Annotated in this window: 8 protein-coding genes; 6 read left to right on the forward strand and 2 right to left on the reverse strand. The window is 54.1% G+C overall.

All coding sequences use genetic code 11. The features are described from left to right. Positions 1-9: 9 nt before the first annotated feature. Both SCU88_RS09825 and SCU88_RS09830 read right to left on the reverse strand, forming a co-directional pair. The gene (locus tag SCU88_RS09825; protein WP_175339890.1) at positions 10-1,245 is read right to left on the reverse strand and encodes an HlyD family type I secretion periplasmic adaptor subunit; all 1,236 of its coding nucleotides are present in this window, start codon (positions 1,243-1,245) and stop codon (positions 10-12) included. Continuing rightward, the gene (locus tag SCU88_RS09830; RefSeq protein ID WP_175339891.1) at positions 1,245-3,518 is read right to left on the reverse strand and encodes a type I secretion system permease/ATPase; all 2,274 of its coding nucleotides are present in this window, start codon (positions 3,516-3,518) and stop codon (positions 1,245-1,247) included. The genes SCU88_RS09825 and SCU88_RS09830 overlap by 1 nt, the downstream gene beginning before the upstream one ends. A gap of 306 nt (positions 3,519-3,824) precedes the next feature. On the opposite strand from SCU88_RS09830, the gene SCU88_RS09835 reads away from it, so the two are divergent. From SCU88_RS09835 to SCU88_RS09860, 6 genes are all read left to right on the forward strand, one after another. Beyond that, complete coding sequence (locus SCU88_RS09835) at positions 3,825-7,616, forward strand: Ig-like domain-containing protein (protein ID WP_175339892.1); 3,792 nt, start codon at positions 3,825-3,827, stop codon at positions 7,614-7,616. Positions 7,617-8,768: 1,152 nt separating this feature from the next. After that, positions 8,769-9,194 carry a hypothetical protein gene (locus tag SCU88_RS09840; RefSeq protein WP_175339893.1) on the forward strand — a complete coding sequence of 142 codons (426 nt, stop codon included), beginning with the start codon at positions 8,769-8,771 and terminating at the stop codon, positions 9,192-9,194. Positions 9,195-9,278: 84 nt separating this feature from the next. Next, positions 9,279-9,461: a hypothetical protein gene (locus tag SCU88_RS09845; protein WP_175339894.1), complete on the forward strand. Its 183-nt coding sequence runs from the start codon at positions 9,279-9,281 to the stop codon at positions 9,459-9,461. Between the two features lie 365 nt (positions 9,462-9,826). Next, complete coding sequence (locus SCU88_RS09850) at positions 9,827-11,608, forward strand: hypothetical protein (protein ID WP_175339895.1); 1,782 nt, start codon at positions 9,827-9,829, stop codon at positions 11,606-11,608. Positions 11,609-11,977: 369 nt separating this feature from the next. After that, entirely contained in the window at positions 11,978-12,928 is a 951-nt protein-coding gene (locus SCU88_RS09855; RefSeq protein WP_175339896.1) for a hypothetical protein, read from the forward strand. A 56-nt stretch (positions 12,929-12,984) separates the two neighbouring features. Next, positions 12,985-15,843, forward strand: a complete 2,859-nt coding sequence (locus SCU88_RS09860) for a response regulator (protein ID WP_175339897.1) — start codon at positions 12,985-12,987, stop codon at positions 15,841-15,843. Positions 15,844-15,864 lie beyond the last annotated feature (21 nt).

Here is a 15,864-nt window from a genome sequence, read left to right on the forward strand (position 1 = left end):
CTCCGGCAATTAACGCTCACGGAAGGCTTCGCGGGCTTTAAATACCGGCTTCAGCAGATAATCGAGAATCGTTTTTTCACCGGTACGGATCTCCACGGTGGCAACCATTCCCGGAATAATCGGCAGTTGTTTATTGCCGACGTTAAGGGTGCTGTTTTCGGTCAGCACCATCACCCGGTAGTAGGTGTCGTCCGGCCGTCCGGAGGCGGCTTTGGTTTCATCCTTCAGGGTGTCGGGGCTTATCATCTCCACGTTGCCCTTCAGGCCGCCGTAAATGCCGTAGTCATAGGCGGTAATCTTGACCGTGGCCGGTAGCCCAGGGCGCAGAAAGGCCACATCGGAGGGGCGGATTTTGGTCTCTACCAGTAGCTGATCTTCGGAGGGAATAATCTCCAGAATCCGCTCCCCCGGCTGGATAACCCCGCCGATGGTATTGACCCGGATGTTTTTCACCGTGCCGTTAACCGGTGCCACAATGGTGGTGCGATCCACCACGTCGGCCTTACCGACCAGATTTTCCGTGGTCTGGGCCAGCTCCAGTTCCAGCTTATTCAGCTCGGCGTTGGCATCGGCCTGGTAGCGGTTGCGGCGTTCGACAATCTGCGACTGCAGTTCGTTGGCCTGTCGGCGCATACGCAGCAGCTCGACTTCGGAAAGCAGGCCCCGGGCGGCCAGCGGCTCGGCCAGGTGAATCTCGCGCATCGACAGCTGATAGCTGCGCTGCAGCGCTTCTACCGAATCCTGCAGCGCCTTTTTACGCGCCTGATAAGCGCGGGTTTCCTGTTCGATAATGGCGCTGTCCTTGTGCACCTGCGGGTCAAAGGTCAGCGGCAGGTCGTAGGCTTCGGCGCGCAGACGCGAAATGGTGCCCTTCAGGCCCAGCACTTTATTCAGGATCTCCCGGTAGCTGGCCTGGGCGCGGGTGGGGTCGATCTTCAGCAGAATCTCGCCCTTTTTCACCTGCTGACCCTCTTTCACCTCCATGGCGGCCAGGATGCCGCCCTCCAGGCTCTGAATCACCTGTTCATGGCTGCGGGAGACGATTTTGGCTTCGCCTTTGGTAATCTCCTCTACCCGGGCGAAGTGCGCCCAGGTGACAAAGCAGACGGCCACGGCAATAAACAGCAGCATCACCAGATGCGACCCCGGGGTTTTCTGGCTGAGCAGAGAGGCCTGAATATCGTTCATAAACGCGGCGTCGGCGGCGCTCAGGGCAGGTTTACGACGCAATGCGAATTTCGCCATTATGCTGTCTCCTCGGTAGGCGATTTCTGTTCGACAGCGCCGTTTGCCGCAGGGGCAGTCGCCGCCGGGCGGGGCGTTTTCTCACCCCGCAGGCGCGCCAGCACCTGCTCTTTGGGGCCGTCCATCGCTACCTTTCCGCTGTCGATAACGATAATGCGATCCACCAGCGCCAGCAGTGAGGGGCGGTGGGTGACCACCACCAGGGTTTGCTGGCGGGTGGCAATCTGCAGATGACGCAGGAACTGCTGTTCGGTCTGGGCATCCATGGCGCTGGTGGGTTCGTCGAGCAGCAGCAGCTTAGGGCGGGTCAGCAGGGTGCGGGCCAGCGCCACCAGTTGACGCTGACCGCCAGAAAGGTTGCCGCCGTGCTCGCCCACCTGCAGGTGGATCCCCTGGGGATGACGCGCGGCAATCTGGTCGAGTCCGGTCAGTTGCAGTACCCGCATAAATTCACCGGCGCAGGCGTCCGGCATCCCCAGCATGATGTTTTCACGCAGCGAGCCGTAGAACAGGCGCGCGTCCTGGCTGACGAAGCCCACGGCGTGACGCCAGTCGGCGGGGTCTATCTGATTTACGTCCAGACCGGCGGCGAACAGTTGCCCGTCGGTGGGGGAATAGAGCCGCGCCATAATGCGCAGCAGGGTCGATTTTCCGCTGCCGATGGCGCCGAGAATCGCGACCCGCTCACCGGCATGAATCTCCAGGTTGACGTTATCCAGCACCTTAGGATTAGGGCGCATCGGCGGCGCCGGATAGCTGAAACCCACCCTTTTCAGGCTGATATTGCCCTCCAGTTTCGGCTCGGCGATATAGGCCTGCTCGTCGTCGCGGTCGGTGGGCATCGCCATCAGCGTATTCAGCGAGGTCAGGGCCGCTTTGGCCGCCTGATAACGGGTGGCCAGGCCAATCACCTGGCCCAGCGGAGCGGTGGCGCGGCTGGCCAGCATGACAGTACCGATCAGCGCTCCCATGGTGAGATCCCCGGCGTCAATCAGATAAACGCCGATCACAATCAGCATTACGGTCTGAAACTGCTGCAAAAAGGTGACGGTGCTGGTAGCCAGGGTCGAATAGCGTTTGGATTTCGAGGAACTGTCGGCCTGCATGGCGCTAAAGTTCTGCCAGCGGCGCTGCATCCAGGCATGACCGTTCACCGCTTTCAGCGTCTCCATACCTTCAACGGATTCAATCAGCACCCCCTGCTTAAGCGAGGCTTCCTGCAGGTTGGCCTTCATGATTTTGGCCAGCGGCCACTGAATCGCCACGCTGACCAGCAGAATGGCGGGCAGCAGCAGCAGGGGCACCCAGCCAAGGGCTCCGCCGATGGTAAAGATAACGGTGACAAACAGCAGTACAAACGGCAGGTCGGCCAGCGCCGCCAGGGTGGCGGAAGAGACGAACTCGCGCACCGATTCGAATTCGCGCAACTGGTTAGCAAAGGTGCCGGATGAAGCCGGCTTATGCTCCATACGTACCGATAGCGCCTGACGGAACAAAATACTGCCGACGATCAGATCGGCCTTTTTCCCGGCGCTATCCAGCAGATGGGCGCGGATAAAGCGGGTGCTGGCTTCAAACAGCATCGCCACGGTAACGCCGATAGCCAGCGACCACAGGGTGGTAAAGGCCTGGTTAGGAATGACTCTGTCATAAACGTTCATGGTGAAGAAGATGCTAGCCAGGGCGAGCACGTTAATCAGTACCGAGGCTACCGCCGCGCTGCGATAGTAGCGGCGATAGCGCCACAGGGTGCTGAACAACCAGTGCTTCTGGTTTTGCGGCAGACCTTCCACCACCCGGCGATCCACCTTCGCTTCTGGCTTGGCCATAATGGCGTAGCCGCTGTACCAGGCGTTGACCTCCTGCTGGCTGAGCTCCACCGGCTCCGGTCCCACTTCCGGCATAATCAACTGATAGCACCAGTCGCTTCTGCCTTCAGCGCCTTCTTTACGGACCCTGTCCAGCAGAATGCAGCCGCCGGAGCCGTTACGTACCAGAATTAACGGGGTTACCTGCAGCGGCAGCTCCCATAACTGGCGTTCGACCAGCCCGGCGCTAAAACCGGCATTTTCCAGCGCGCTTAGCGCAAGAGAAGGGGAGAGCAGCACATCTTTTGGCAGCCCCGCCACCAGCGCTTCCTGGGTACGACCGGCGCCGTAGTGGCGGCACAGCCAGGCCGCGCTCTGTAGCAGGGTATCGTCAATGCGGGTGCGCGCGTCGACGGGCGGCTGCTGCGCATCCTGTTCACTGTCTGTCGATAAAGTGGCGTTCATTCAGGGCGTCTCTGTTAAACGAAGGGGTGTCAGACCGGATGCAAAACGGCTATTAGCGAACCATCAAGATGGCGCTGTGCAGTAAATTAATAAGCGCTCTCAGCCTGGCGATTTTTTATTTCGGGAGGAATGGTAAAAAATGGCGAGACATTTCTGAATCATCGACTGCTTAGCGAGTTGTAGGAGAATGCTTACGCGTTTTATCCAGGACGCGGCCTGGCTTTTTTTTCTGCAAATATCGACATACTCGCTTACGCATACTGGCAAAACGACTTGCCTCACCTTTAATGATTCAGGAAGCGAATTATGAACAGCACACCACTCAATATTATGGTCGTTAACGGTAATGAAATAATTAGCAGCAGCGAATTACCGCCTCAGGGCCAGGCAATATATATTAAAGCGGCCAAAGGCCAGAAATATTTAATTACCCAGGGAAAGGACGGCGCGGCCCCTGAGCATATTACGGTGAAGCGCGTCGGTGACGATCTGCAGGTATTCACTCAGGAAGGCGCAGAGCAGCCGGATCTGATTATTGAAGATTTCTACACCCAGCAGGGTGAACTGGCCGGAATGGCCGAAGACGGTACTTACCACACCTACGCGGCGGCGGGCGACGGCGAAGCCTTCTCTATGCTGGAAGATGGCGCCAGCGCCACCTTGCTGCTGAGCAATACTGCCACCACTGGCCTGGTAGGCTTAGGCGCCGCTGGCGGTCTGCTGGCGGGAATGTCTGCCGGAATGCTGGCTGCTGGCGCGCTGGCGGCGGTGGCGGCTATTACCGGCGTGGCGGTGGCGGTTAAAAACAGTAACGATAAGGGTTCCGATCACCACGACAATACGCCGCCGCAGCCGGGCGATCTGAGCATTCGTGACGGTAACGGTAAGGATATGAGTCAGGGCGGCGATTTTAATACCTCGCCGCTGGTATTCAGCGGTACCGGTCGCCCCGGGGATACCGCCATTGTTTATGATGGCGATAAGCCGATTGCTGAGGCGATTATCGGTGAAGACGGTAAGTGGACCATTCCGGTGACCCTGCCGGAAGATGGCCAGCAGCACGATTTGAGCGTGGGCTTTAAAGATCCCCAGGGTAACGAAGGGCCGCGCACCGAACCGGTAGGCGTGGGGTACGATACCACCCCGCCTGCCACGCCAGATCCGGCGGATATGACTATTGTCGATGGCGATGGCAAGGACCTTTCGGCCGGTGGTGACAGTAAGTCTAACCCGATCGATTTTCGCGGTGAGAACGCCACGCCGGGCAATACCGTGATTGTCTACGATGGCGATAAGCCCATTGGCAGTGCGATCGTCGGCGAAGACGGCCGCTGGCATATCCCGGTGACCCTGCCGGAAGACGGTCAGAAGCACGATCTGAGCGTGGGTATTAAGGATCCGGCCGGTAATGAGAGCGAGCGTACACCGCCGGTAGGGGTGGGTTATGACGGTACGCAGCCGGAGATGGTCGGTGATCTGACGATCCGCGACGGTAACGGTAAGGATATGGGGCTGGGCGGCGATACCAATAAGAACCCCATTGACTTCAGCGGTACAGCGGAGCCGGGCAGCACCGTGATTGTCTACGACGGCGATAAGCCGGTAGGTAGTGCGATCGTCGGTGAAGACGGCAAGTGGTATATTCCGGTGACCCTGCCGGAAGACGGACAGAAACACGATTTGAGCGTCGGCGTTAAAGACCCGGCCGGTAATGAAAGCGAGCGTACACCGCCAGTAGGTATTGGCTATGATGCAACGCAGCCGGAGATGGTCGGCGATCTGACGATCCGCGACGGTAACGGTAAGGATATGGGGCTGGGCGGCGATACCAATAAGAATCCCATTGACTTCAGTGGTACAGCGGAACCGGGCAGCACCGTGATTGTCTACGACGGCGATAAGCCGGTAGGTAGTGCGATCGTCGGCGAAGACGGCAAGTGGCATATTCCGGTGACTTTGCCGGAAGACGGCCAGAAGCACGATCTGAGTGTCGGTGTTAAAGACCCGGCAGGTAATGAGAGCGAGCGTACACCGGAAGTCGGTATTGGTTATGATAAACAGCCACCGACAGCCCCGAATCCGGCGGATATGACCGTGACCGACGGCGCTGGGCAGGATCTTTCGGCCGGTGGCAACAGTAAAACTAACCCGATTGATTTTCGCGGCGAGAACGCGACGCCGGGCGATACCGTCATTGTTTATGACGGCGATAAACCGGTAGGTAGTGCGGTTGTCGGTGAGGATGGCCGCTGGCACGTGCCGGTAGAGTTAGAAAATGACGGAAAACATGATCTGAGCGTGGGTTTTAAAGATCCAGCGGGTAATGAAAGCGATCCTTCTCCGGTTTACGATGTGGGCTTTTATGAAAACCCGCCGGCTGCGCCGAATCCGGACGATATCGCCATTGTGGATGATAAAGGCCGCGATCTGAGTCAGGGCGGCGACACAAACACTAACCCGGTACGCTTTAGCGGTTCAGGGGCGCGTCCGGGAGACAAAGTTATCGTCTATGATGGAACTACCCCGTTGGGTGAAGCCGTGGTGGATAAGGATGGCAACTGGACCGTGCCGGTAACATTGCCGAATGAGCAAAACTACGATTTGAGCGTGGGTTTTAAGGATCCGATGGATACCGAGGGGCCGACTACCCCGCCGGTGACGATTGGCTACGATATTACACAGCCTTCTGCGCCAACTAACATTGTGATTAGCGATGGTAGCCAGGACCTCTCTTCTGGTGGGCTGACTAATAAACATGAGCTTGTGTTTAGCGGTACCGCAGAAAAAGAAGGGGATGTTGTCATTATTTATAATGGCACGATACCCATAGCCAGCGTTGTTGCCGGATCCGGTGGTGTTTGGTCAACACCTGTTAACTTAAAGGATGATGCAACCTACGATCTGAAAGTTGGCTATACCGACAGCGCGACGAATGAAACTATTCAGCCGGTACCGGTTAGTATTGAGCTGGATACTGAGGCGTTGGCACCATCTGATGTCACTCTGGATTTCTCAACGGGTACGCCTGTATTAAGTGGTGCGGCTGGTAGTGTGGAAGCTGAAGCCGACGTTACGATTTATCAGAATGGCGTTCCGGTAGATACCGTTAAGGCAAACGCGGATGGTAGCTGGCAGTGGGAGCCGGATTCAGCCCTTGATGTTGGAAGTTATAATTTTAGTGCATCCCAGACCGATAATGCAGGCAACACGAGTGTGCAAACTGCTTCCTTAGCGTATAACCAGTTATCGGCAGGGTGGGATTTTTCTGATAAAAATAATTTGGGGTGGGATTTAGGGGGAGGATATGCGAAGGACCCCGGTAATAACTATTGGATATCTGGTAATATGTATTTAGGTACTGGCATTGATTCTGATCCTAAGGGTGAAGTTCTCTATCGAGAAATGGAGCTGGTAAAAGGGCATATTTATACTTTTAGCTTTGAGTCATGGGGGGCAGGTAGTAATTTAGCACAATTGGGTCTGATGGTTGGAAGCGATATCGTATTGAATAGTGAAGTTTTACCTGGTGGTAATGTTCATAAAACATATACGGTAACTTTTACTGCAACAGAAGATGGTCAGTCACGCTTTTCTATTTTTAATGATACGGCAAGCGTTACTGGTAATGATTTTAATATCAGTAATATTAAGTTGGTCGATAACTCGCTGTCGAGTGCCGGTGTATTAACAGGAATAAATAATGTTACAGATGAGGATTTCACCCAAACCGGCCACGAACTGCTGCTTAACCACGATGAAGCGGTGCTGGATCTGTCAAAGGTCGCCGACCAGGTGCAGGACGTGAATAGCGTCTCGCTGGAAGGGCATGGCGCTAATACCCTGAATATCAGTATCAATGATGTGCTGACCCTGGGGAAAGAGGATCTCTATTTCCAGGACGGCAGTAAGCAGCTGATGATTAACGGCGATAAGGAGGATATTGTTAATCTGGAATCCATTAATGGCGATAAGGGTATTGAAAGCTGGAACGCGCTGGGCGAAGTCAATGTTAATGGCACCGTTTATAACGTCTACCAGAGTGATAGCCACGACGTGGAACTGCTGATCCAACAAGGAATTCAAATCCAGCAGCAGTAATATAGTGCGTAATCTTCCTTTCTGGTAAAACCCCCTTGCCTTCGCAAGGGGGTTTTTTACTGATATCGGCATCTCTTTACGACCAGGACATCAACCCTCTAAGCGAATTCCCTGGCGTTCACGTAACATTCAGGCTGATAGTGGTTAATCTCCTGAAAGCTATCTGTTCTTTTTTCTTTTTAGCCAGGAACAGGTGAGCGGATTAATAACGATTTAGTTATTGCCTTTTAGGGCAGGGGTGGTCTTCAGTGCCACAGCGTGCTCTGGCATTAAGATTATCATTAACTGGCGATTTGTTTGGGCTAAACGCTTTATGGAGTTGAGTATTATTGGATAACATTGACTGGGTATTATTTTGTATTTTCGGTAGAGCGGATGACGCCAGTACCGGGGCGCTGAATGACACAATACCAGTGAGCAGAAAAAATACTTTCATGTGTATGCTCCTTTCTGAGTAAGCAGTCGGTGAAAACAGAGAACTGGTCCGTTCAGACGTACAGTGACACTGTCTGTGACAATAATTCAAACAGCTCACTGCAAGTCTGTAATATTATAATCGTTAATCTAATGCTTTTGCTTTATTAGGAATATCCTTAGGTTTTCAACAAGGGTTTGGAAGTGATCTGGCGATATGGGAAGCCGGATACAGTGATTGTGAGAGTGTTTGTATAACAGGTTTATTTGTTTTAATAATGCCTGGGGTAAATTTTTGTGGTATGTGATGTCATATGTTTTTATCTGAGATAAATCCTATACTTCGTGAGCGAATGCTTTCATTATCAGCATGATAGCGTGTTGTGTAATTCCATTTTGGTAAATATCGTGGCGTATATGAAAAATAATCTATACTGGTGGTTAACGCTTCGTTCATATTTTTTCTGATTTTTGAGTGTTTTTGTAGGGAGTAATATATATCGGGATTATTTTTCTATTCGATATCACAATTCGATAGAAAAATAAAAGTGGGAACCAGAGACGCTATTGCTAATAGTCAGGTGAAGGAGGTTTATTATGACTGTTGTAATATAATTGAATCCGATGGTGTCAGTTTTAAATAGCTGAGGTAGAGAGTGTTTTTTTATTTAAATGTACCTGATCGACATGCCGAAGGCATAAATGTTAGTTCTGATATCTGATCATGCAGGAAATATTATGAATAGAAATTTACCCCCCCGTACCAGATATTCCTATGAATCACCTGGACTGAGTAAGGAACAGGTGGTGGAGTTATTACATCTTAAATTGCAGTTAGATAATGTTATTAAAAATGAGAAGGAGATGAAGAGTGGTATGGAACTGGAAAGTGATTGGGATAAGGCGATTGGGAGGGAGAGGAATAATACACCTGAGCAGCTTATTGATGGGCTGGAGGTCGCGAGTTTTATTCTGGAAACTACCGTTAATCAAGAGACCAGGAGGCTCTGTAACCTAAAGGCTATCGACAATTGGGAGGCAAGGATGATACTTCACTACTTGCCTGACGTTGTGAAAGATAAAATTAATAGTTATCTGACCGAAGCATGCATGCGTCTTGAGGATTATATAATTTATTATAAGAATAAACGTAAGGAGATATGAAAGTGCAGTATCTGTCAAAAAATTCTGTTTCTAGTTTTAGCCAGCTAAGCGGCATATTTTCATTGAATAATATGAGGTGAAAAAATGGAAGAAATGAATTCTGGTGGAAAAGGGCTCATGTCTGAACAGGTGGTGGATTTACAGGCTAAAGTTTCTCAACTTGAAATCCAGATAAAAGAACAGAATGACTTGATGAAGGACTTAAAGGCAATACTGGTAAGGCAGACAAGCTATGCTCCTGAAAAGAAAATATTAGGGAGTGATTGACGCATTATGGGCAGGTTATTTGGCCGCGGTTGCGGCCATTCTTTATCGTAACTGCGAACAAAAAATTACCGCTGTGATGATATAAAACCTGATTCCTGATAAGGAAAAGAGAGTGAGCGTAATGGGTTGTTGGGGATTTTCCTAAAATTTTTTAACAATATCGTTTAAAACAATTAATTACGGACGGAAGGGGGCAGGCCGCACCGGATTGGCTATTTACCCTGAATTTATTAACTATGCTCTTTTAGCTACATTACTGACTTGCTTTTTCTTATTCATGAATGCCATTGCAAAATCATCAGTACTGCACGAGTGGCTGACTGACGCGATGTAAAATATATTGTAACCATGAAGGAGCGTGATTAATGACCGAAAAACTAAAGCCGGTAGATCTGGTTATAGTGATTGATACCAGTCTTTCTATGGGAGATGAAGCGGAAGCGCTCAGCAAGGCGCTTGATGCCGCCGTTGAAAATGCCAGGCGTTCCTGCCCTTCTGATTTACGGGTAGAATTCCTGGGAATTGAAGGCGCTTTTGCCAACAGTGAATTTACAACGACTGTTCGTCAGTATCTTACCGGAAAAGGCGTCACGGAAGATGCTCTGCGTGGACGGGTCAAGGACAGCGTGGCGAATTCAGGTGCGCAGGAAGATATCGCCAGGGCGGTTGAAGATATTAGCATGCATTTCGACTGGCGCCCGGATGCGGAACGCAATCTGTTCGTTCTTGGCGATGAAAGCCTGGAAGGTGGGGAAATGACGCTTGATTCTGGGAAAATTCAGGCCTGCGATAAAGCAATAGCCAGCGCACTGCGTCATGGAGTAAAGATCCATACCTACCTGGGTACCCCTTTCGAAGACTCTCCTTACCCTACCCCTGCCGACGAAGCTGCCATGGAGAAAGAATATAAGCGTCTGGCGTTACGCACCGGCGGCGAGCACTACATTTATACGAAAGGGGTACCTGATTTCGCTGCCGTGCTTAAGCAGACCATCTGCGCCAGTCGCGTGTCGCAGGATGAAAGCGTGGCAAGTAAAAAAGGAGAAGCGGATAAACTGGAGGTCATCGGCTCTTCCGGCGCATCGGGCAATATCTGCGAGCACGCCGGAGGCATCATTCAGGCCGTAAATACACTGGCTGGCGTGCTGGATAAATTGGTGGATGCTTGTGGGCCGGGTAGCGAAAAACAAGGCCACTGCAGGTGCCATGAATATTCAGAAATGACGCAAGACACGGAGCAGGCAAAACCAGAAACTCCACCCGTGCAGAAGCCAGAATCCGATCCTGTCCAGCATGATGAGCAACCTGCGCTACAGGAAGATCAGAAACCGTTACCGCCGCCCCAGAAGGATGAGCTTTATGCCATCGTTTTGCAGGATCGTTACTGGTGGCTTGGGAATAAAGATGACAACGGTGACCTCTATTCACATAGCGCAAAAACAGGCGAGCTGAAAGCAAAGCTCAATAATGCCGATCACCATTATGGGCAGAGTAATGCCATTGCGCCTGATGGTACGCATTATGTTGTGGAAAGCCAGAGTAATATGTGGATGGGACGTCCGGGAGAACATTTTACCCGTTCTACCAGCTTGTCCGGAGGTTATCCCACTATTGATAGTTTCGGTTTTCGCCAGGATGGGATGGGATACTTTTTTCATGCATCAGACAATCATGTCAGCCTCTTTAAACACGATCCCGCTAATCCAAACCCTCCCAAAAGTGTATTGAAAATTGTCGCTGCTCCGGGAGAGAGTATTATTCCATTTGGGAAAAATGAGAATCAGGCAGTGACGGATATTGCCTTCGATGGTAACGATCGCGCATGGCTTATTGGGCGCTCGGGGAATCTATGGGTCGTTGATGATACTTCTTCGACCAGTGAATGGCAGACTCGTTTTGTGAAACAGTTCCCGCAACTCGATTTACCAGGCCAAAGTGGATTTATTGGTATTGCCTTCGATTCTACCGGGAATGTCTATTTGTGTGGGGGGCAGAAAGAGAATAACAGTTCCTGCCGCCGGTTTATTGCCCGTGGTTCGGTGCTGGACGATAAACCCCTGAACGTAATTTATGATGGCGGACCTATGTCCGGTTCCTATGGCGATCTCTCCTCCAGCCATTTTCCGAAGATAAAAGTGAAGAAGTAATTTGTAAAAAGAGGCAGATCCGTTCTGTCTCTTTATCCACATGAGGAAGGCATCAGAAACTGGAGGTTTGCGAAGGTGCGTTTCTTTGGGAACCACGGCATTTTTATCATATCTGGCTTTGTTACTGATTGTGGGGATTGATGAAGTAATGACCATTATGGCGATTCTGACAGGTACAGACCCCATTCAGATCCGGTAGCAGTAACGCACTGCGGGATTTTTTCAATATCGCTTAGTAATCCTATTCATTTTTATCACACGCCTTAAAACAAGACCCGGCCTGGCTTTATTTAACGGATACTCCTTCAGAATTTGTGGGCATTTTGGGTTTACCAGACTGCTTAATTTTTTTGATAAGGAGTATCTCCGATGCAATATCCCTGGCCCAAAGATTTCACCCTGCGGGAATCTCAGCCTCTTTCATCCCCACCGATCGACCATGAATGGCTAAACCGCGATGGCGAACTGATTGACGAAGAAGAGCGTTTCAGCCGGATGACTCACGCGCACAACCATTCGCGTGCGGTCTATACCGGTACTGACGTAAGCCATGAGCTGGTCTATCTGGTTAACGACGCCCCGCTGATCCACATCCCCCAGTCTCCGTCGGAAGCGGCATCTCGCGCCGCTGCGCCGCAGGCGCTGAGCACCGATGAAAGCCGCACCTGCGTTGACGAAGTCACTACGGTTTCGCTGGCGCCGCCGCACAGCGTCGGGCTGGCGGCAGACTGGCAGGGCGAATCCGTCGCTCAGTCGTCCGATGTTGCGCCAGAAGACGACAGCGCGCCGGAAGTGATTCATCAGGCCCCCGGCTATGCCATGGCGGAGATAGTCGATCTCCCCCTACAACAGGCAGCACAGGTGGACGAAGCAACCGGCGGTCAGCCGGTACCTGGCGATATCGATAGCGAGGAGACCCGGTATGAGGGGATGAGCCAGGCGGCCAGCGACGATTCGCAGGCAGCACGCGGTCAGCAGGACGACGAACTCCCCACTACGCTACTGGACGATGACGCAGGCGCTGATGCATCGCGCGGTCTGAGTGCCGCCAGCGAGTCGCAGATCGCGGCAACATCCGTTCCTTCGCCGCTTATCGATGAGCTGCTGTTAAGCGCCGAGCCCGGGCTGTTTACGACAGCGGCAGAGCAGGAGACGCTGGCACCATCCGCTCAGCGCTTTACCCTGGCGGAACTGGTGGGCGAACAGGGGGAAAGCGACTGGAACACTTATAGCGACACCGCGACCTGCGGCATTGAAATGAGCGTTTACAGCGTGCCGTCGGTGGAGCTGGATGATATGGCGCTGCTGCTGGCCTGTTAATCGATAACCAGATGGCTGACCGGGGGCGGGTGGTGATAAAACGCGGTGGAGTGATAATGGCGCTGTGGCTGATGCTGTGCGCGCTGGTACCTTCGGGCGTAGCGGCAGGTCTGCCGCTACAGCTGGCGCCGCGTATGGTGGTGAATCCGCCCGCGCTGTTTCTGTCGCCCGCGGTCAGCCACTGGTTACAGAATCATTCCTATATCAATGTCGGAATTTGGGGGCCTTCGCAACCTCCGGTCACTCTGTGGATGGAGCGGGGTCAGCTGGCGGGCATTGATGCCGACTACCTGGCGGTGATCGAATCCGCCCTTAAACTCCACTTTAATTTGCGCTATTTCGCCACCCGGGAGCAGGCCATCGCGGCTCTGAATCGCGGCGATATCGCCATGCTGGCAGTCTGGCGACCGGAGCTGGAAAGCGATGGGCGGGTCGCGGCCTCGGCGGCGTGGCTACAGGACAGCGCCGTGATCGTCAGCGCCTCCGCCGCCCACGATCGGCAGCGGGATATCGATATGAGGTTGTTTGCGCTAATGCGGGGTCAGGATCCAAACCCTGATCCTGACGGACCTTCGCCCCGGGCGTTTCAGGATTACTATCACGCTATTCAGTCGGTGTCATCGGGGCAGGCGCAGGCCGTGGCGCTTAATCATATTACCGCTCGCTACCTGACCCGCGACGGTCAGGCGGATAACGTCTGGTTGATTCCGGAACGGGATCTGGGCGCCATCAATTTCAGCTTTGGCGTTAATCGCGACGCGCCGCATTTGCTGACCGCGATTGATGAGGTATTGCGGCGGCTGTCGCTGGTCAGCCGCCTGCGCATTATTCACGGCTGGGGCGTGGACAGCGACGAAGAGCAGACAGCCCGGCGCCTGAGTCTGACCGCGGCGGAGCGCCGCTGGTTGCAGCAGCACCAGCCGATAACGGTGATCCTCGATGCGCGCCGCGCGCCATTCAGTTTTATCAATCCCCAGGGGCAGCCGGACGGGCTGGCCGTCCGGCTGCTGGAGCTACTGAACGACCAGTTCGGGCTGGTATTAGAGTATCAAATCGCCAGCGATGACGAGGCGCTGGAGCAGCTTAAAAGGCGTTATCCTCGGGCGATGCTCAGCCATGCCCTGAGCGTGCCCGGCGAAGGCGAAGCGGCTCAGGCGACGCTGCGAACCGGTACGCCCTGGCTGATTACCCCGGCAGTGCTGATGATGGCGCGTGACTATGAAAAACCGCTGTCGCTACACGATCTGGACGGCGAAAAGATCGCCATTGAGCAGCATAATCCGCTGTTGCCGTGGCTGGAGACCTGGTACCCGCTGTTACAACTGGTGCCGGTACCCAGCCTGAGCGTTGCCATGGAGCAGTTGCGCGCCCGCCAGGTGCGCGGCGCCATCGCCTCGCAGTTTACCGCCCGTTACTACCTGCAGCGGGAAGGCGAAGGGGGGCTTTACCAGGCGCTGTCGCTGCCGGTTAAGCCGCTAAATGTCGGCTTCGCCTTTCCCCAGGGGGAAGCCGAAGCCCGGTCGATAATGGATAAGGCGCTGCAGCAGATTTCCCCCCAGCGCCTGCTAACGCTGGCGGGTGCCTGGCTCGAAGCCCCTGCGGCGGCCCCGTCGCCGATACTGCCGCTGCCCTCTTCAGAAGCGGTGTTCGCGACTCTGGCGGGCATTGTTCTGCTGGTGGCTCTGTTTGCCTTGTGGATTAAACAGTTACGCCACCGGGTGCGGGCGTTCGCCGAACGCCTGCAAACCACCCAGACCCTGATGGCGCAACTGGAAGCAGCGAAATCGGAAAACGAACAGACCCTGCGAGCCCATAACGCTTTTATGAAGAGCATGGGCCATGAAGTGCGTACGCCGCTTAATGCCGTGATCGGGCTGCTGGAACTGGAGCTGGCGGCGCTGCGTCGCCGGGGCGGGGGTAACGGCAATATCCAGACAGCATGGGAGTCAGCCTGTGCGCTACTCTCAAGGGTCGAGGATGTGTTCGATATTTTTCGCGCCGAGGCACGCGACGACCAAAGTAGTATGCGGACAGTGGATATGCCCTCTCTGCTGCACAGTATCGTGGCGCTCTACCAGCAGCAGGCCGAAGAGAAGGGGCGCCAGATTCGGGTGGATAACGCGCTACCGTCGCCGTTATTCGAATGCGACCCGCTGCTGCTGATTCGTATTGTCTCCAGCCTGTTGCGTAATGCCATTCGCCATACCGGGCGGGGCGATATCACTGTGGCGGTTTACCAGGGGCAGCGTCTGGAAGACGGGCGCCTGCCGCTGGTGATTGAGGTGGGCGATAGCGGCGAGGGCATCGCCGCACCGGAGCGGGTGCTGAACGGTACCGAAGCGCAGGCGCATCTCCAGGCGCAAACCGGGTTCAGCCTGGCGGTCTGCCGCCGTATGGCCCGGAGTGCCGACGGCGATCTGACGCTTGAAAGCACCGTCGGGAAAGGCACTACGGTCTGCCTGCATCTTAGCCTGCACCCGGCCCGGGTCGCTCAGCCGCAGCCTGCTTCCGATGGCGCCTGGGTATTGATTGTCGAAGATTATCCGCCCGCCCGCTGGCTGTTGCGCCAGCAGCTAAAAGATTTACGGCGTGAAGTGTTGATCGCCAGCAACGGCCAGGAGGGGCTGACGCTGTGGCAGCAGCGACGTCAGGAGATTGGTCTGGTGATTACCGACTGCACCATGCCGGTGATGGATGGCTTCGCCATGACCCGGCGGATTCGCGAACAGGAAAGGGCACAACGGCTGGCGCCGGTACCCATTCTTGGGCTGACGGCGATGAGCCGCTATGACGCTGCCCGGGATTGCTTTGCTGCTGGAATGAACGAATGTCTGACCAAGCCCATTGCTCCCGATACCCTGGCGCGATGTCTGGCGCGCTACCCAGGGCCGGGCGGTGATGTGTCCCCTGGCTGATCACGCATGATTCACAGACCC

Origin of the sequence: Jejuibacter sp. L23 (assembly GCF_050815825.1) — a bacterium.
Lineage (GTDB): Bacteria > Pseudomonadota > Gammaproteobacteria > Enterobacterales > Enterobacteriaceae > Jejubacter > Jejubacter calystegiae.